Origin of the sequence: Kitasatospora sp. NPDC094028, from assembly GCF_049543595.1 — a bacterium.
Taxonomy (GTDB): Bacteria; Actinomycetota; Actinomycetes; order Streptomycetales; family Streptomycetaceae; genus Kitasatospora.
In genome coordinates this window covers 57,555-72,319 of the sequence record NZ_JBMVFA010000040.1, presented here as the reverse complement: position 1 = coordinate 72,319, position 14,765 = coordinate 57,555, and the positions used below count along the sequence as shown (strand labels likewise).

Annotated in this window: 9 protein-coding genes; 5 read left to right on the top strand and 4 right to left on the bottom strand. The window is 72.8% G+C overall.

Features of this window, described 5'->3' with window-relative positions:
- Positions 1–124 precede the first annotated feature (124 nt).
- Entirely contained in the window at positions 125–1,783 is a 1,659-nt protein-coding gene (locus ACPC54_RS36590; protein WP_498971062.1) for a hypothetical protein, read from the bottom strand.
- Between the two features lie 784 nt (positions 1,784–2,567).
- Between ACPC54_RS36590 and ACPC54_RS36585 the strand changes: the two genes are divergently transcribed.
- The 3 genes from ACPC54_RS36585 to ACPC54_RS36575 all read left to right on the top strand — a co-directional run bounded on the left by ACPC54_RS36585 (position 2,568) and on the right by ACPC54_RS36575 (position 6,145).
- On the top strand, positions 2,568–3,131 hold the full coding sequence (locus ACPC54_RS36585; protein WP_498971060.1) for an SMI1/KNR4 family protein: 564 nt from the start codon (positions 2,568–2,570) through the stop codon (positions 3,129–3,131).
- A gap of 364 nt (positions 3,132–3,495) precedes the next feature.
- Positions 3,496–5,229, top strand: coding sequence for a flavin monoamine oxidase family protein (locus ACPC54_RS36580; RefSeq protein ID WP_498971058.1), 1,734 nt, complete (start codon positions 3,496–3,498; stop codon positions 5,227–5,229).
- A gap of 190 nt (positions 5,230–5,419) precedes the next feature.
- Entirely contained in the window at positions 5,420–6,145 is a 726-nt protein-coding gene (locus tag ACPC54_RS36575) for a HEAT repeat domain-containing protein (RefSeq protein WP_498971056.1), read from the top strand.
- Positions 6,146–6,177: 32 nt separating this feature from the next.
- Here the strand turns inward: ACPC54_RS36575 and ACPC54_RS36570 are convergent, their stop codons facing one another.
- Complete coding sequence (locus ACPC54_RS36570; RefSeq protein ID WP_498971054.1) at positions 6,178–7,479, bottom strand: serine/threonine-protein kinase; 1,302 nt, start codon at positions 7,477–7,479, stop codon at positions 6,178–6,180.
- A gap of 593 nt (positions 7,480–8,072) precedes the next feature.
- Between ACPC54_RS36570 and ACPC54_RS36565 the strand changes: the two genes are divergently transcribed.
- Positions 8,073–10,178, top strand: coding sequence for a SpoIIE family protein phosphatase (locus ACPC54_RS36565; RefSeq protein WP_498971052.1), 2,106 nt, complete (start codon positions 8,073–8,075; stop codon positions 10,176–10,178).
- Between the two features lie 325 nt (positions 10,179–10,503).
- Here the strand turns inward: ACPC54_RS36565 and ACPC54_RS36560 are convergent, their stop codons facing one another.
- On the bottom strand, positions 10,504–11,472 hold the full coding sequence (locus ACPC54_RS36560) for an NAD-dependent epimerase/dehydratase family protein (protein ID WP_498971050.1): 969 nt from the start codon (positions 11,470–11,472) through the stop codon (positions 10,504–10,506).
- Between the two features lie 188 nt (positions 11,473–11,660).
- The gene (locus ACPC54_RS36555) at positions 11,661–12,542 is read right to left on the bottom strand and encodes an alpha/beta fold hydrolase (protein WP_498971048.1); all 882 of its coding nucleotides are present in this window, start codon (positions 12,540–12,542) and stop codon (positions 11,661–11,663) included.
- A 136-nt stretch (positions 12,543–12,678) separates the two neighbouring features.
- On the opposite strand from ACPC54_RS36555, the gene ACPC54_RS36550 reads away from it, so the two are divergent.
- Entirely contained in the window at positions 12,679–14,640 is a 1,962-nt protein-coding gene (locus tag ACPC54_RS36550; RefSeq protein WP_498971046.1) for an AfsR/SARP family transcriptional regulator, read from the top strand.
- Positions 14,641–14,765: the final 125 nt, after the last annotated feature.

Genomic DNA, 14,765 nt, shown 5'->3' with positions numbered 1-14,765 from the left:
CGGGCATTACGGTGGGACACGAAGACCTCCGTGTGTGGTGTGGAGCCTAGACACCTCCACCACACCGGAGGTCTTCGCCATGATCAAGCCCGACCACCGTCAACAACGCTCATGGTCAATACAACTAGTTCCCGGACCGCGGCGGCCATTCGTAGGGGGGCAGCCTGCGGTGCACGGGGCGTTCGTTCACCGTCTGCGATTCCTTGTACGAGGCGTATCGAATCCTTCCGAAGGAAACCTCGCCGTCCCGGTGCACGTCCACCCCCTCGTTCGGGAAGGAGATCCATCCCGCTCCCTCCTGGGGACCTGACACCCAGGGGGTGACCACGCTGCGAACGTTGGTCTCGCCGGCGACCACAGTGCCCCGCTTCTTCTCGGGATCGGTGATCTTCACGCCCGTTTCGGTGAAGGTGATGCGGCTCTTCTTCCCGTCCGGCCCTTCTGTCCAGTGTGTGGTCACGCTGTTCAGGTCGGCCCTGTCGGCCCAGACGGTGCCCCAGTCCCTTCCCTGGCCGTGGAACACGTTCAGCCCGGACGGCGGGAACTCGATCCACCCGTCGCTGTCGCTCGGCCCCTGCACCCACGCGGTCTTCACACCGTTCACGTCCGCCCGGTCGGCCCAGACGGTCCCCCGCCCCTGCTGCCCGTCCTTGTGTACGTCCACTCCGGATTGCGGGAAGTCGATCCATCCGTCGCTGGGGTTGCGGCCGTGCACAGCCCTGGTGTTCACACGGTCCACCTCGGCCATCTCGGCCGAGAGGGTGCCCAGCTGCGTCGAGCCGCCCTGATGCACGTTCAGGCCCGATTGCGGGAAGTCGATCCATCCGTCGCCGGCGGTGCGGCCGTGCACAGCCCTGGTGTCCACGCGGTCCACGTCGACCCTGTCGGCCGTGACGGTTCCCAGGGCGCCGGCCCCATTGTGGATCTCCATCCCGGCCGCGGAGAAGGTGGCACGGCTCTTGCTCGGCGCCTGCTCGACCCACGGAGTGCGCGTCCCGCTGTCGAACTCGGGGACGAGTGCGTGGACCGTGGTGGTGAGGAAGTACCCGTGGTGTTGCTGCGCGGCGGTGGTCGTCCCGGCGATGAGGGTGTAGGTGGTGCCTCGCCTCGGCGCGGAGGGGGGTGACCAGGTGTAGGGCCGCTGGGTCACCCGTGGCCCCTGGACCGCCGACTGGACGAGCACCTCGTTCCCCTGCGGATCGCGGATCCAGTAGTCGAGGTTGTCCGGCCCCTCCCACTTCAGCACGACGTTCTGGCCCGCGTCCACATCCACCAGGGAGTCCTTCTCCGGGCGGAAGTTGCGTGGGATCTTCGGAGCCTGCTTCACCAGCCCGAGAGTGGTGATGAAGTTCGCCCGCCGAACGGGGAGGTTGCTGTCGCCGCCGCCGGAGCGCTCGTGGATCTTCAGGCGAACCAGCCCCGCCATGTCGGAAAGCGGTATGTTCTCCAGTCTCAGGACCAGCGACTGCTCCTCCGGCAGGGTCAGCCTGCCCCCGGAGGGGTCATGCGCCCGGAAGCGGCCGAGGGTACTGTTCCAGTCGAAGGTGGGCTCCGGCTCCCGGTTGACCGTGTAGTCCTTTTCGATGCTCGCGCTGATCGCCGTGGGACTACCCGTCAGGTCGTTGGGGCCGCTGCCCACCGGTATCTCCACATCGATGAAGTCCCACCGCACCTCGGACTGGTGGGTGTTGGAGACGATCACGTACACCGTTCCCACGGACGGTGCCCCGGGCTGCGACGCTTGGAGCGAGGTCGGGTCGGCGAGGATGGCGTAGTTCAGCAAGGACGGCACGATCAGGACTCCCTACTCCGGCGCTTCACACAATGCGGCAGAAGACGCGTAGTCGAGGCTCGGTGCTGCGGGTGCTGGGTCGGTGCGGTGGCAGCGGTTCAAGCGGACAGCCGACAGAGTGAGCGGCAGGTGTACGCCGCCGGTGACCGTCGGTACGGCTCGTTCGTCAGTCGTCGCGGCTCTTGGGATCCGGTGCAGGTGCCATCAGGGCTCGACACCGGCTCCCGCCGGCACCTCAGCAGACGCTCATGAATTCATCGCCGCACCGCTGCCCCTTCCGCCTGTACGAACTCTTCAAGCGGCATCTCGACCGGCGTGTCATTTCCCAGGGCCGTGCTACTGCTACCACTTGGGGTAGCACCAACAGAATCGTCCCGGCGGGCGGTCCAGGAACCACGACTCTGCATAACTGGCCCGAACAGAGCCCCCGGCGGCTGAAACCGAGGCCGGCCTGGAAACTTCCGCCGATCGTGTCGATCATCTGGGGCCCAGCCACCGCCTGCGGCGACGCGATACCGGAGTTCCCTCGGCCGTTGCCCGTGTGCCGCCGTTGCGGATGGCGCGGTCGAAGGCGACGACGTCCTGCCACTCCTTCGGTGAGCCGTCGCGGTGCAGGGCCCGCCGCTGGGCGTTGCCGTGGTGCGGGCACGTCGTTGAGAAGCGGGGGACAGGCGTGACCTTTCTGAGGGAGCGGGACCTGGTGGGTAGTCGTGAGGAGCCTGGTCAGCAGGGTTACCGATTTCACTGTCAGAGAGGGGTGGTATCCATGGGCTGCATGGACACAGAGCACGCCGACCCTCGCGACCTTGCTTCGATTCGCGCAGCCTTCGACGTCGACGATGGGGGTGAGTCGGCGCTGGGTTGGGATGCCGTGCGTGCCTTCGAGGCGGAGCACGGCGTCCTCTTGCCTGAGCCGTATCGAACGTTCGTCGCGGAGATCACCGACGGCTCGTACGCCGGACCACCGGACTACGGGCTCGTGGGGCTGGCGGAGCTGCCCAGCGACTGGGGTGACGGTCGGCCGGAGCGCGACCTGGGTCAGCCCTTCCCTTTGACCTCGATGTGGCTGTGGGAGGAGGACTCCAGGCCCTTCGAGGAGATCGACCCGATCATCGAGCAGGTCTTCAACCACGGATCGATCGTGTTGGGAACCGACGGCTGCGGCATGTATTGGCACCTCATCGTCACGGGGCCGCATCGAGGACACATCTGGAACATCAGCGGGGAGGGCGCGACTCCTTTCGGTGCGGAGTTCGGCTTCACCACGGCGGAGCCGGGCTTCGCCGGCTGGGTGGAGCACTGGGCCGCCAACAAGCCGTGGTTCGACGCGGATGAGTGAGCCGGCTGGGCGGCTCTACCCGCGTCCCTCCTGAACCGATCTCAGCACTGCGTCAGGGGGATGGAGCCCGAGGCTGTGCCCGGCTCCTTCGGAGCACCAGCCGCCGTGCGGGGAACCGGGAATGAGGACGGACGAAGGTGGCCATGGCGCACACTCTTCTCGGAGCGGAGCGGAGCGGAGCGGTGCCGGGCGGTGCCGGGCGGTCGGGCGCGGTGCCGGAGTGCGCCGGTGCCGCCGTTTTTGTGCGAACTGGTCGTGGGCGGCCTTGTTGTTGGCGATGATGGCGGCGACGGCATTTCTGCCGGTAGCCCTGCCCTGCCCTGCCCTGCCCCGCCCCGCCCCGCACAGCAGAGAGGACCTGCCCATGGCGCGCTCCCCACACCTCTGGAACCTCAAGCGGCTGATCGCCGACCACGCCGCCGCCGAGCGGCTGCGGATGCCCGTCGACGAGTACCGCGGCCTGCGCGACGAAGCCCGGACCGAAGCCCACGGCTCCTCCCGCCGGGCCCTGCTCGGCCGGGCGGCGGCGCTCGGCCTCGGCGTGGCCGCGATAGGCGCCGCCCCGGCCACCCGTGCCGCTGCTCGGTCGGAGACCGTCGACCTCCGGGCCGCGCGGCCGGAGACCCTCGCGCGCGGCGGCGCCACGCCGCGGGTCGCCATCGTCGGCGCCGGCATCGCCGGCCTCAACGCCGCGCTGGCGCTGGCCGATCAGGGCGTCGCCTCGACCGTCTACGAGGCGAACCCCGGCCGGATCGGCGGCCGGATGTACTCCGGCGGCGGCGCCTCCTCGCCCGGCCTCTGGGATCAGGGCCAAGTCTCCGAATTCGGCGGTGAGTTGATCGACACCGCGCACAAGACGGTGCAACGGCTCTGCCGGCGCTTCGGGCTGGGCCTCACCGACGTCCTGAAGCCGACCCCGGCCGGTGCCGACCAGGCCCTGTGGTTCCACGGCCGCTACTACCCGCGCTCGCGGGCGGACCAGGAGTTCGCGCCGGTCTGGCAGGCCCTCCAGGCGGACGTCCGGGCCACCAGCGAATCGCCGACCTGGGACAGGCACACCGCCGCCGACGTCCCGATGGACGCCATGTCCGTCCGGGACTGGATCGACTCCCGGGTGCCGGGCGGGCACTCCAGCGATCTCGGCGCCTTCCTCGACGTCGCCTACGCCGTCGAGTACGGCGCCGACACCGCCGCGCAGTCCGCCTTCTCCCTGCTCGGCCTGCTGTCCGCCCAGGCCACGCCGGACCACTTCTCCGTCTGGGGCGCCTCCGACGAGCGCTACCACGTCATCGGCGGCAACGACCGGCTCCCACGGGCCATCGCCGACCACCTGCCGGCCGGCACGATCCGCCAGGGCTGGCGCCTGGAGGCGCTGACGCGCAACGCGGACGGCAGCCAGACCCTCACCTTCGCGGTCGACGGCGGCCGCACCCGGACCGTCACCGCGGACCACACCGTCCTGGCCCTCCCGCTGGCCGTCCTCCAGCGGGACGTCGACCTCTCCCGCGCCGGGCTGGACCAGCGGATGCGCGGCGTCCTCTCCCACCTGACGATGGGCCACTGCACCAAGCTCAACATGCAGTTCACCGCCCGCCCGTGGCAGGGCACCGGCCCCTGGCAGGGTGTCTCCGCCGGCGAGTGCTTCTCCGACCTGCCGTTCCAGCAGGCCTGGGACGTCACCCGCGGCCAGCGCGGAACCCACGGCATCCTGGTGCAGTACGGCGGCGGCACCCCCGCCGCCTCACTCACCCCGCCGCAGGCCTTCACCGACGGCTCGGCGCCGTACACGGCGGGCCTCGTGCGCCGCTACCTCGGCCAGATCGACCGGGTGTGGCCGGGTACCGGGGCGGCGTGGAACGGACGGGCGACCCTCTCCGCCTGGCACCTCGACCCGTACGTGCACGGGGCCTACTCGTACTGGCCGGTGGGCTACCTCACCACCTACGCGGGTTACGAGGGAACGGCCCAGGGGCGGCTGCACTTCGCGGGCGAGCACACCTCCTACGACTTCCAGGGATTCATGGAGGGCGGTGCGGAGTCCGGCGCCCGGGCCGCCCGGGAAGTCCTCGCGGCGATCGGCGGCCACCCGAAGCCGTGACGGCGGGCGGTGCGGCGGCCTCCCCGGGGAACCCGGGAGCCGGGCCGTCGCACCGAGGCGCGGTCCGGCCTCGACGGACGTGCGACTGCCGCTGTCGGTCGGCTTGGTGCGGCTGACCGGGGCGGCCGGGTGCGGGGTGCCCGGAATATCGACTGGTCGCGGTGGACGAGATGGGCCAGACTCCGTGGGCATGGACGGCAGGATTGCTCAGCGGGTCGGCGAGCTCGACGCGGAGTCGACCGAAGTGGCGGAGGACGCCCAGTATGCGCTGATCGCCATGGGGCCGGAGGTGCTGGACGCGTTGATCCCGGCAGTGCCCCGCCTGGGGGCGTTCGGGCAGCTCTGCGCCATCGAGGTCTTCAACGCGCTGAAGGACCCGCGACCGGGAGACGTGCTGATCGGCCTGTTGGACAGCGAGAACGCCACCGTCCGCCAGTGGGCGGCCGAAGCCCTGGCGGGCCTGGGGATCCATCGTGCCGTGCCCGATCTCCAACGCGCCTACGACGCCTTCCGGCAGCGAGGGGAGGCCCCCGATGACAGCGAAGGAGAGGCGCTTCGCTGGGCGCTGACGGACCTCGGGGCCCGCGCGCTCGTGATCCCGCCCCGGGCCGCCGCGCTGCGGGTCTCGGCGGGGGGCCTCGACCTGGCATGGCAGACGGTTCACCTGGCCGAAGTCATCGAGGATCTCGCCGCTCACGGTCAGGCGGTGCTGTATTTCCAGGTGTGGCAGATCAAGCCGAACGACGGGGCCTGCTGGCGCCGGGGGCCGGGCATCGACTGGGACATCGACCGGCGGTGGCCCTGGGCCCGGATCGTGGCCGAATGCCGGGACTGGGCACTCCTGGCAGCCGAAGCGACCGACCGGGCCCCCGACCTGGTGGCGACCATTTCCTGGATCGACGCCTCGGACCTGTGAGGGCCCCCGATCCGAAGCGTCGCGCATCCGGATCACGGCGAGAGCGAGCGTGCCGCTCGTCGAGTCTTGATTTCGCGGTAGACGTACACCGCGATGATCAGGGTGAACACTGTGATGAATGGCCACGTCGACGAGAAATCCCCGCGGGCAATCCACCAGGCGATAGCCCGTGCCTCTACTCCGGCGACGGCTGCCGTGGCCACGTAGCCCGTCACACGCGTCAAGGTACTGGAGCGCGGCCTGAGTACTGCCGTGTACACCAGAGTGGTCAGGGTCGGGAGCAGAATCATGATGGGCCCGATGGCGAGCACCGATGCGGCGAGGAGCAACCACAGAGCCCCTGAGAGGATGTACCGCGCGGCGCGACGGAGGGCCGGGGCATGTGCCGATGCGGTGTCCGGCTGTGGACTCAGGTTGCTCTGTCGTCGGGTGGGGGCTGGTCGCGGGAGTGCGGCGGTCGCCGCCGTGAGTCCGCCGGCGGGCGCGGGTGTGCCGTCGAGGTGTCGTAGCGCCACGGAGAGGTCGGTGGCGCTCGGATAACGCCGGCCGGGGTCCTTCGCCAGCAGCCTCAGCACGAGGTCGTCCCACACCGAGGGGACACCAGCGGACACCGAACTCGGTGTGGGCGGCTCCTGGGTGAGATGCGCCGTGATGTATCCCACGGTGTCGGGGGCCTGGAAGGGGAGCCGGCCGGTGATCATCTCGAAGAGGAGGCAGCCGAGGGCGTACAGGTCGGTGCGCGGTTCCGGGAAGCCGCGTGCCTGTTCGGGCGCCATGTATGGGGGCGTGCCCACGATGAAGCCGGTCTGGGTGAGCCGGTCCACGGTCGCGTAGGGGTCAGCGGCCTTCGCGATACCGAAGTCGAGGACCTTCACGGCACCGGAAGGCGTGACGAGAACGTTGGACGGCTTGATGTCCCGGTGTGTGATTCCGGCCGCGTGCGCCGCACCAAGCGCGTCCGATATCTGCGCGCCCCATCGGGCCGTGTCCGCCAAGGTGACAGCACCTCGGCGCAGCATCGAGCCCAGGTCCTCGCCCCGGACCAGCTCCATCACCAGAAACGGGACCCGTTCGCTTCCTTGGCCCGTCTCACCGAGGTCGTAGATGGTCACGATGTTCGGGTGTTGCAGTTGGGCGGTGATCCGTGCCTCCCGCAGGAATCTTGCGCGGGCCTCGCCGCCACGGCTTCCGTCGCCGGCGAGCAGAGAGATCACCTTGACGGCGACGTTGCGGCCCAGCGTCTCGTCCAGCGCCTCCCACACCTGCCCCATTCCGCCCTCGCCGAGCTGCTGCAGCAGCCGGTAGCGGCCCCCGAGTAACTGGTCCCGCATCATCGCGCCCCGCCCGCTTCGAGCATTCGCCCCTCCTGTTGCGCGTCGACTCCACTCGCTGGGAAACGCCATCCGGCCCCGTGGGAACCGGCCGTGCCAGGTGTGACGCTCCGGTAGCAGCGTGAAGCCGCGCGCGTCCCGCGGCGTCTCGCCACGAGCAGGTCCGCCGAGTCATCGAGCACCGTCCAGGGCTCTGCCGACTCGTCCATACCTGCCGACCGCCGCGCCTGGCCCGCATCATCCCGCACAAGCCGGGTCGGCACGGAAGAACGGCTAAAGATCACGCATTTCCGCAGCTGGCGAGTGATCGTCATGAAATTTCGATGACCCGCTATCGCCGGATCAGGCAACGTTTGGGCGGCGCCGCCGCACGCCAGGTCTGACAGCGACCGGGCGCCCGAGGCGCCCTTCGCCTGGCTACTGCGTGTGGCGGTCCGGCCGGCGGGAGCAGTCGGGAGGCGACCGTGAGCCGCGCCGGTCCGCCGGGGTGCGGCCCGGCTGGCGGGTTCGGGCTGAGGCGGGAGGATGGAGGGACCGACGCCGTCGCCGTCGTCGTTGCCACGGCCGGGTGTGTGTCGGCGGGAGGAGGTGGCCGGATGGACGCCGGGCACGCGGTCCCTTCCGGAGCGACACCGCCCGGCCGGGACCCGGCGATGGATCCGGGCGGGCTGCTGGACGTGCTGGGCGTCGCCGCCGTGGTGCTGGACGCGCAGGGGCGGATCGTCCTGTGGAGCCCGCAGGCCGAGGACCTGTTCGGCTACCGGGCGGCCGAAGCGCTCGGCCGCCCCGCCGCCCGGGTGCTGGTCGACGAGCACCAGCGGGAGCCCGTGCTGTCACTGTTCGCCCAGGTGATGGCCGGCGGCGGGGCGTGGGCCGGGGTCTTCCCGGTGCGGCACAAGGACGGAACCACGCTGCTCGCCGAGTTCCGCAACATGCGCCTGGAGGACGGGAGCGGCCGGTACTACGCGCTCGGCCTGGCCTCGAAGAAGGCCACGCTGCGCCGCCTCGAACGGGACCTCGCGCTGTCGCTGCGCCTGATGGAACAGTCCCCGATCGGCCTGGCGGTGATGGACACCGACCTGCGGTACGTCCTGATCAACCCGGCACTGGAGCGGATCAACGGCATCCCGGCCGCCGAGTGTCTGGGCCGCACCGTCCGGGAGGCCCTGCCGTTCCTGGACGCCGACGCGATCGAGGCGGCGATGCGGGAGGTGCTGGCCACCGGCACACCGCTGCTGAACCAGTTCACCACCGGCCGCACCCGCGCCGACCCGCAGGTCGAGCACGCCTGGTCCGGGTCCTACTTCCGGCTGGAGGACCCCGCCCACCGGGTGATCGGGGTCGCCGTCTCGGTCGTCGACGTCACCGAACAGCACCGGGCCGCCGCCGCCGCGGCCGCCGCCCGGCGGCGCCTCACCGTGATCGCCGACGCCTCCGAACGCATCGGCACCACCCTCAACCTCGACACCACCGCCCGCGAACTCGCCGACGTCCTCGTCCCGGAGTTCGCCGACATCGCGGCCGTCGACGTCCTCGAAGGCGTCCTCACCGACAGCCCGCCCCCGGCCGGCGAGGGCGGCCCCGCCCTGTTCCGGGCTCTCGCCGTCAAGGCCGGCTACCCCACACCCGCCACCGAGGCCGCCGACCCGGTCGGGGAGATCGCCCGCTACGACGCCACCCGCCTGGTCACCCGCTGCGCCCGCACCGGCCGCCCCGTCCTGCTGGCCCACGTCACCGACCGTGACCTGCCGCGGATCGCCCGGGACGACCAGGCCGCGGAACGGCTGCGACAGGCCGGAGTCCACTCCTACCTGGCCGTGCCGCTGCGGGCCCGCGGCCAGGTCCTCGGGGCCCTCGACCTCAAGCGCGCCCGCAACCCGCAGCCGTTCGACCACGGCGACCTGGTGCTGGCCGGCGAGCTCGCCGCCCGCGCCGCCGTCGCCATCGACAACGCCCGCTGGTACCAGCGCCAGCGCCACGCCGCCCTCACCCTCCAGCGCCACCTGTTGCCGGGGCCGCCCCCGCGGCCGCCCGGGCTGGAGGTCGCCTACCGCTACCAGCCCGCGGCGAGCGCGGGCGAGGTCGGCGGCGACTGGTTCGACGTCATCCCGCTGAGCGCCGACCTGACCGCCCTGGTCGTCGGCGACGTCATGGGCAGCGGTATCACCGCCGCCGCCACCATGGGCCAACTCCGCACCGCCACCAGGACCCTGGCCGGTCTCGACCTGGCGCCCGCCGCCGTCCTCAGCCACCTCGACCGCATCGTCGCCGGCCTCGGCGAGACCATCGCCACCTGCGTCTACGCTGTCCACGACCCGCGCCGGCACTGCTGCCGGATCGCCACCGCCGGCCACCTGCCCCCGGTCCACACCCGCCCGGGCCGCCCGCCGCTGCTGCTCGACCTGCCCACCGGCGTTCCGCTGGGCGTCGGCGGCGTCGCCTTCCGCGACACCCTGCTCGACCTCGCGGTCGACGACGAACTCGTGCTCTACACGGACGGGTTGGTGGAGACCCGCGACCACGACATCGACACCCGGCTCGCCGCCCTGACCGACCTCCTCGGCCGGCCCAGCCGCTCCCCGGAGGATACCTGCGACCTCCTCCTCGCCGCCCTGCACCACCAGGGCGGACACGACGACGTCGCGCTGCTGGTCGCCCGCGCCCGGCCGCTGCCGCCCCCGGGCGGGCCCGCTCGTCCGTGAGCCGGTCCGACGCCGGGGCAGGCCCGGCGCGGAACCCAGACCGACGGCGCGAGGAGGAGCGTCCCGGCTTCCGGCACGTCGATGCCGAACGGTACGTCGGTCCGCAGCTGGTCCCCCGTGCCAGCTGATGCGCGGGTCGAGGCCGGGGAAGACCTCCGCCAGGCCCTGCCGGGACATGGTCCTGGCGCGGCGGGCGATGTCGCATTCGATTGGCCGACGCGGCGTGCCGGAGGCGCGACACGGCCACGCCGGGCAGGGCCGGACCGCTGCACCCGGCCCTGCCCTGGCCTTCCGCACCGTCAGGGACCCGCACTCCGGGCACGGTTCACCGCTGGTGCCAGGCGGTGAGGAGGTCGGCCTCCTGGCTTGTCGTCAGCGCCTGCGGCAGCGGTTCGAACGGCTGGATGTCCCGTGCCGTGTCGGCCACCGGGCGGAGCTTGAGCCCGGTGGCGAGGGCGGCGGCGGGATCGCCGGTGCGGGTGGCCAGCGACAGCCGGTCGGTGGTCCACAGCGGCAGCGCGGGCCGGGGGACGTCGGCCGCCCGGAGGAAGTCGTCGTCGACCCAGGTGAGCGTGGTGCCGTCCGGGGCGACCGCCGAGGCGACGGCGTCGAGCAGGTCGCGCATGGTGAACGGCGGGGGAGTGGCGGCGTGGTAGGCGCCGGAGGCGTTCTGTTCGAGCAGGGCCAGCATCCAGGCGGCGAGGTCGCGGGCGTCCACGACCTGGACCGGCGCGTCGGGCCGGCCCGGGGCCAGCACCTCGCCGCCCCGGGCGAGACGCTGCACCCAGTGGTCGAAGCGGTGGGTGTAGTCGTGCGGGCCGATCACGTACGTGGGGCGCACCAGCAGGGCTTCCGGCCCGAACGCCTCGCGTGCCGCGCGCTCGCACTGGACCTTGAGGACGCCGTAGCTGTCGGGGGTGACGGTGTCGGCCTCCGGGCCGTCCGCGGGGAGCAGCGGGGAGTCCTCGGTGAAGGTCGGCGTGGCCGGGGTGTCGTACACGGCCATGGACGAGACCAGCAGGTAGCGGCCGGCGGCGCCGGGGGCGAGCGCGGCCGCCAACTGCCGGACCTGGCGCGGGAAGTACGCACAGACGTCCACGGTGGCATCCCAGCTGCGGCCGCGCAGCACGGACAGGTCGGCGTCGCGGTCGGCGATGAGGTGGGTGGCCTCGGGGAGCAGGTCCGCGCCGGACCGGCCGCGGTGCAGCACGGTGACGTCGTGCCCGGCGGCGAGCGCCGCCTCGGCGACGTGGAGGCCGACGAACCTGGTGCCGCCCATGATCAGTATGCGCATCGGACCATCGTGTCAGGGCGGCGCGCGCCGGGCCAGGGGATGGCCCCAAGACGCCGGATCGGCGGCGCAGTTGCCGTCACCCGCGCCGGGCGGCCGGCCGCCACCGGCCGCCACCGGCCGCCCCGTACGCCCCCGTCCGTGTCGCCTCCTACCTACCGGTCCTGCTGGTCCTACCGGTCCTGCCGGCCCTACCGGGCCAGCAGCGCCCGGAGCGCGTCGGCGACCAGGCCCGGCTCCTCCTCGGCCATGAAGTGGCCGCAGTCGACGGTGCGGTGGGCCAGGTCGGGCGCCCAGGCGCGCCAGCGGGCGGCCGCGTCGAAGCCGAGGGCGGCGCCCCAGTCCTGCTGGAGCACCGTGACCGGCATCCGAAGCCGCCGGCCGGCGGCGCGGTCGGCGGCGTCGTGGTCGACGTCGATGCCGGCCGAGGCGCGGTAGTCGGCCACGATGGACGGGACGGCCGCGCGGCAGGCGGCCAGGTAGGCCGCGCGCACCTCGCCCGGGATCGCGCCGGCGTCGCGGGACCACAGGTCGAGGAAGTGACCGAAGAACTCGTCCGCCGACGCCGCGATCATCCGCTCCGGCAGACCCGCCGGCTGGGCCATCAGGTACAGGTGGAAGCCGACCGCCGCCGACCTGCCGCGCATCACCTCCCACATGTCGAGGGTCGGCAGGACGTCCAGCGAGGCCAGATGGGTGACCCGGTCCGGGTGGTCCAGGGCGGTCCGGAACGCGACCAGCGCACCCCGGTCGTGCCCGGCCAGCGCGAAGCGCTCGTGGCCGAGCGCGGCGGCGAGCGCCACGACGTCGGCGGCCATGGTGCGCTTGGCGTAGGCGAGGCCGTCGACGGTCGCGGCCGGCTTGTCGCTGGCGCCGTAGCCGCGCAGGTCCGGACAGATCACGGTGTGATCGGCGGCAAGATCCACGGCGACGTGCCGCCACATCAGGTGGGTCTGCGGAAAACCGTGCAGCAGCACGACCGGGCTGCCCTGGCCACCGACCGCGGTGTGCAGGGCGATCCCGTCCGCGACGGGCACCCGGCGGTGGTCGAACCCGGGAATGGTGACGGTCATGGCGGAGCCTCTCGATCGGGGGAGCGGGGTGGGCGGACACCACGAGCCTGCCGCGCCCCGATCAGCAACGGATCAGCAACCGATCAGCGACGATCGGCGCGATAGCCTGACCTGCGCAAAGGGCAGGAGTGAAGCGATGGAGCAGGTCACCTTCGGGGTGCTCGGCGCACTGACCGCCGAACGGGACGGCACCGCCCTCGCGCTCAAGGGCCCCCGGCACCGGGCCGTACTGGCCCGCCTGATCGTCGCCCGCCACCGCGTCGTCCCCGTGACCCGCCTCATCGACGACCTGTGGACCGACCCGCCCCCCGCCGCCCTCGGCGCCCTGCGCACCTTCGTCGCCGACCTGCGCCGCACCCTCGAACCCGAACGGCCGCCCCGCGCCCCCGCCCGCCTCCTCGCCACCGAAGGCCCCGGATACGTGCTGCGCCCCGCGCCGCACACCGTCGACGCCTGGCGCTTCGAGACGGCGGTCGCCGAGGCGACCGGGCTGCCCGCCGAGCGGGCACTGGCCCGCCTCGACGACGCGCTGGCACTGTGGCGCGGCCCCGCCTACGCCGACCACGCCGAGGAGGACTGGACCCGGGCCGAACGCACCCGGCTCACCGAACTGCGACTGCGCGCGGTCGAACAGCGCGCCGAGGCCCTGCTCACGCTCGGCCGCGCCGCCCAGGCCGTCCCGGACCTGCGCGCTCACCTCGCCGACCACCCCTGGCGCGAGGACGCCTGGCGGCTCCTGGCCCTCGCCCAGTACCGCACGGGCCGCCAGGGCGACGCCCTCGCCGCCCTGCGCGACGCCAGAACGGCGCTCGCCGACGGCCTCGGACTCGACCCCGGGCACGCGCTGCGCCGCCTGGAAGCGGACATCCTCGCCCAGCACCCCGCGCTCGACCCGGCCCCCGGCACGACGCCGGCCGGACTGTGGCACGAGGCCGCGACGGCGTACGACCGGACGCTGGCGATCGGCGCCCGGGCACGGCTGGAGAGCACCGTGGGCCTGATGCGCGGCCTCGCCGTGAGCGGCGGCACCGGCCTGCGCGCCGCCCGCGAACAGCGGATGGCCGTCATCGCGAGCGCGGAGCAGCACGGCGACCCCGAACTCACCGCCCGCGTCATCGGCGGCTACGACGTCCCCGCGATCTGGACCCGCAGCGACGACCCCGTCCTCGCCGCCCAGGTCGTCGCGGCCGCCGAACGCACCCTCACCGCCCTGCCCGCCGGCGACACCGTCGCCCGCTGCCGCCTGCTCGCCACCATCGCCCTGGAATCACGCGGCACCCGCGAACCCCGGGCCCCGCAGGCCGCGCGCGAGGCGGAGGCGATCGCCAGACGACTGCGCGACCCCGCCCTGCTCGCCTTCGCGCTGAACGGCCGGTTCATGCAGTCCTGCACCCGGGCCGGGATGGCCGGCGACCGCGACGCGATCGGCGCCGAACTCGTCGAGCTGGCCGCCCGCCACGGGCTGACCACCTACGAGGTGCTCGGACACCTGATCCGCCTCCAATCCTCCTGCGCGCTCGGCGACTTCACGGCAGCCGGCCGGCACGCGGCCGCTGCCGAGCAGCTCTCCGACCGGCACGAACTCCCCCTGGTACGGGTGTTCACCGACTGGCACCGGGCGCTGCGAACCGCCGCCCAGGGGCACGCCGAGGAAGCGGAGTCGGCCTACCGCGTGGCCGCTTCGCAGCTGAACGGCGCGGGCATGCCGGGACTGTCGACCGGCCTGCTGCCGCTCGCCCTGCTCGCTCTGCGCATCGCGGGCGGGAACCGCCGCCCCGAGGTGGACCTGACCCAGGACTGGGGCCCGTACCGGCCCTGGGCGGAACCGTTCGCCCTCCTCGCCACCGGCGACCGCCCCGCGGCGCGAGCCGCCCTGCGCGCCCTGCCCCGGCCACCCGCCGACCTGCTCTACGAGGCGCACTGCGGCCTGGAGGCCGTCCTCGCCGTCGACCTCGGCGACCGCGCCACCCTCACCCGCGCTCGGGACCGGCTGCTCCCCGCCGCCGGCCAACTCGCCGGCGCCGCCAGCGGCCTCCTCACCCTCGGCCGTGTCGACCACCACCTCGCGGCCCTCGACACGGCTCTGCGCGACGCCTGACCCGGCGTCCGGGTGCCCGAGTTCGGGTGGAGCAGGCCTCGCGGATGGTCGAGGAGGCCCGCCCGTGGTCGGTCACGGCCACGCCGTGGGCGTCGGTTCGGCGGGGGTGAACTTCGGCGGGGGTG

Bases quoted from the DNA above. Each gene is read 5' to 3' on its own strand.
- ACPC54_RS36585 (WP_498971060.1), top strand. From the start codon at position 2,568: ATGGACACAGAGCACGCCGACCCTCGCGACCTTGCTTCGATTCGCGCA.
- ACPC54_RS36580 (WP_498971058.1), top strand. From the start codon at position 3,496: ATGGCGCGCTCCCCACACCTCTGGAACCTCAAGCGGCTGATCGCCGAC.
- ACPC54_RS36575 (WP_498971056.1), top strand. From the start codon at position 5,420: ATGGACGGCAGGATTGCTCAGCGGGTCGGCGAGCTCGACGCGGAGTCG.
- ACPC54_RS36570 (WP_498971054.1), bottom strand. From the start codon at position 7,479: ATGATGCGGGACCAGTTACTCGGGGGCCGCTACCGGCTGCTGCAGCAG.
- ACPC54_RS36565 (WP_498971052.1), top strand. From the start codon at position 8,073: ATGGACGCCGGGCACGCGGTCCCTTCCGGAGCGACACCGCCCGGCCGG.
- ACPC54_RS36560 (WP_498971050.1), bottom strand. From the start codon at position 11,472: ATGCGCATACTGATCATGGGCGGCACCAGGTTCGTCGGCCTCCACGTC.
- ACPC54_RS36555 (WP_498971048.1), bottom strand. From the start codon at position 12,542: ATGACCGTCACCATTCCCGGGTTCGACCACCGCCGGGTGCCCGTCGCG.
- ACPC54_RS36550 (WP_498971046.1), top strand. From the start codon at position 12,679: ATGGAGCAGGTCACCTTCGGGGTGCTCGGCGCACTGACCGCCGAACGG.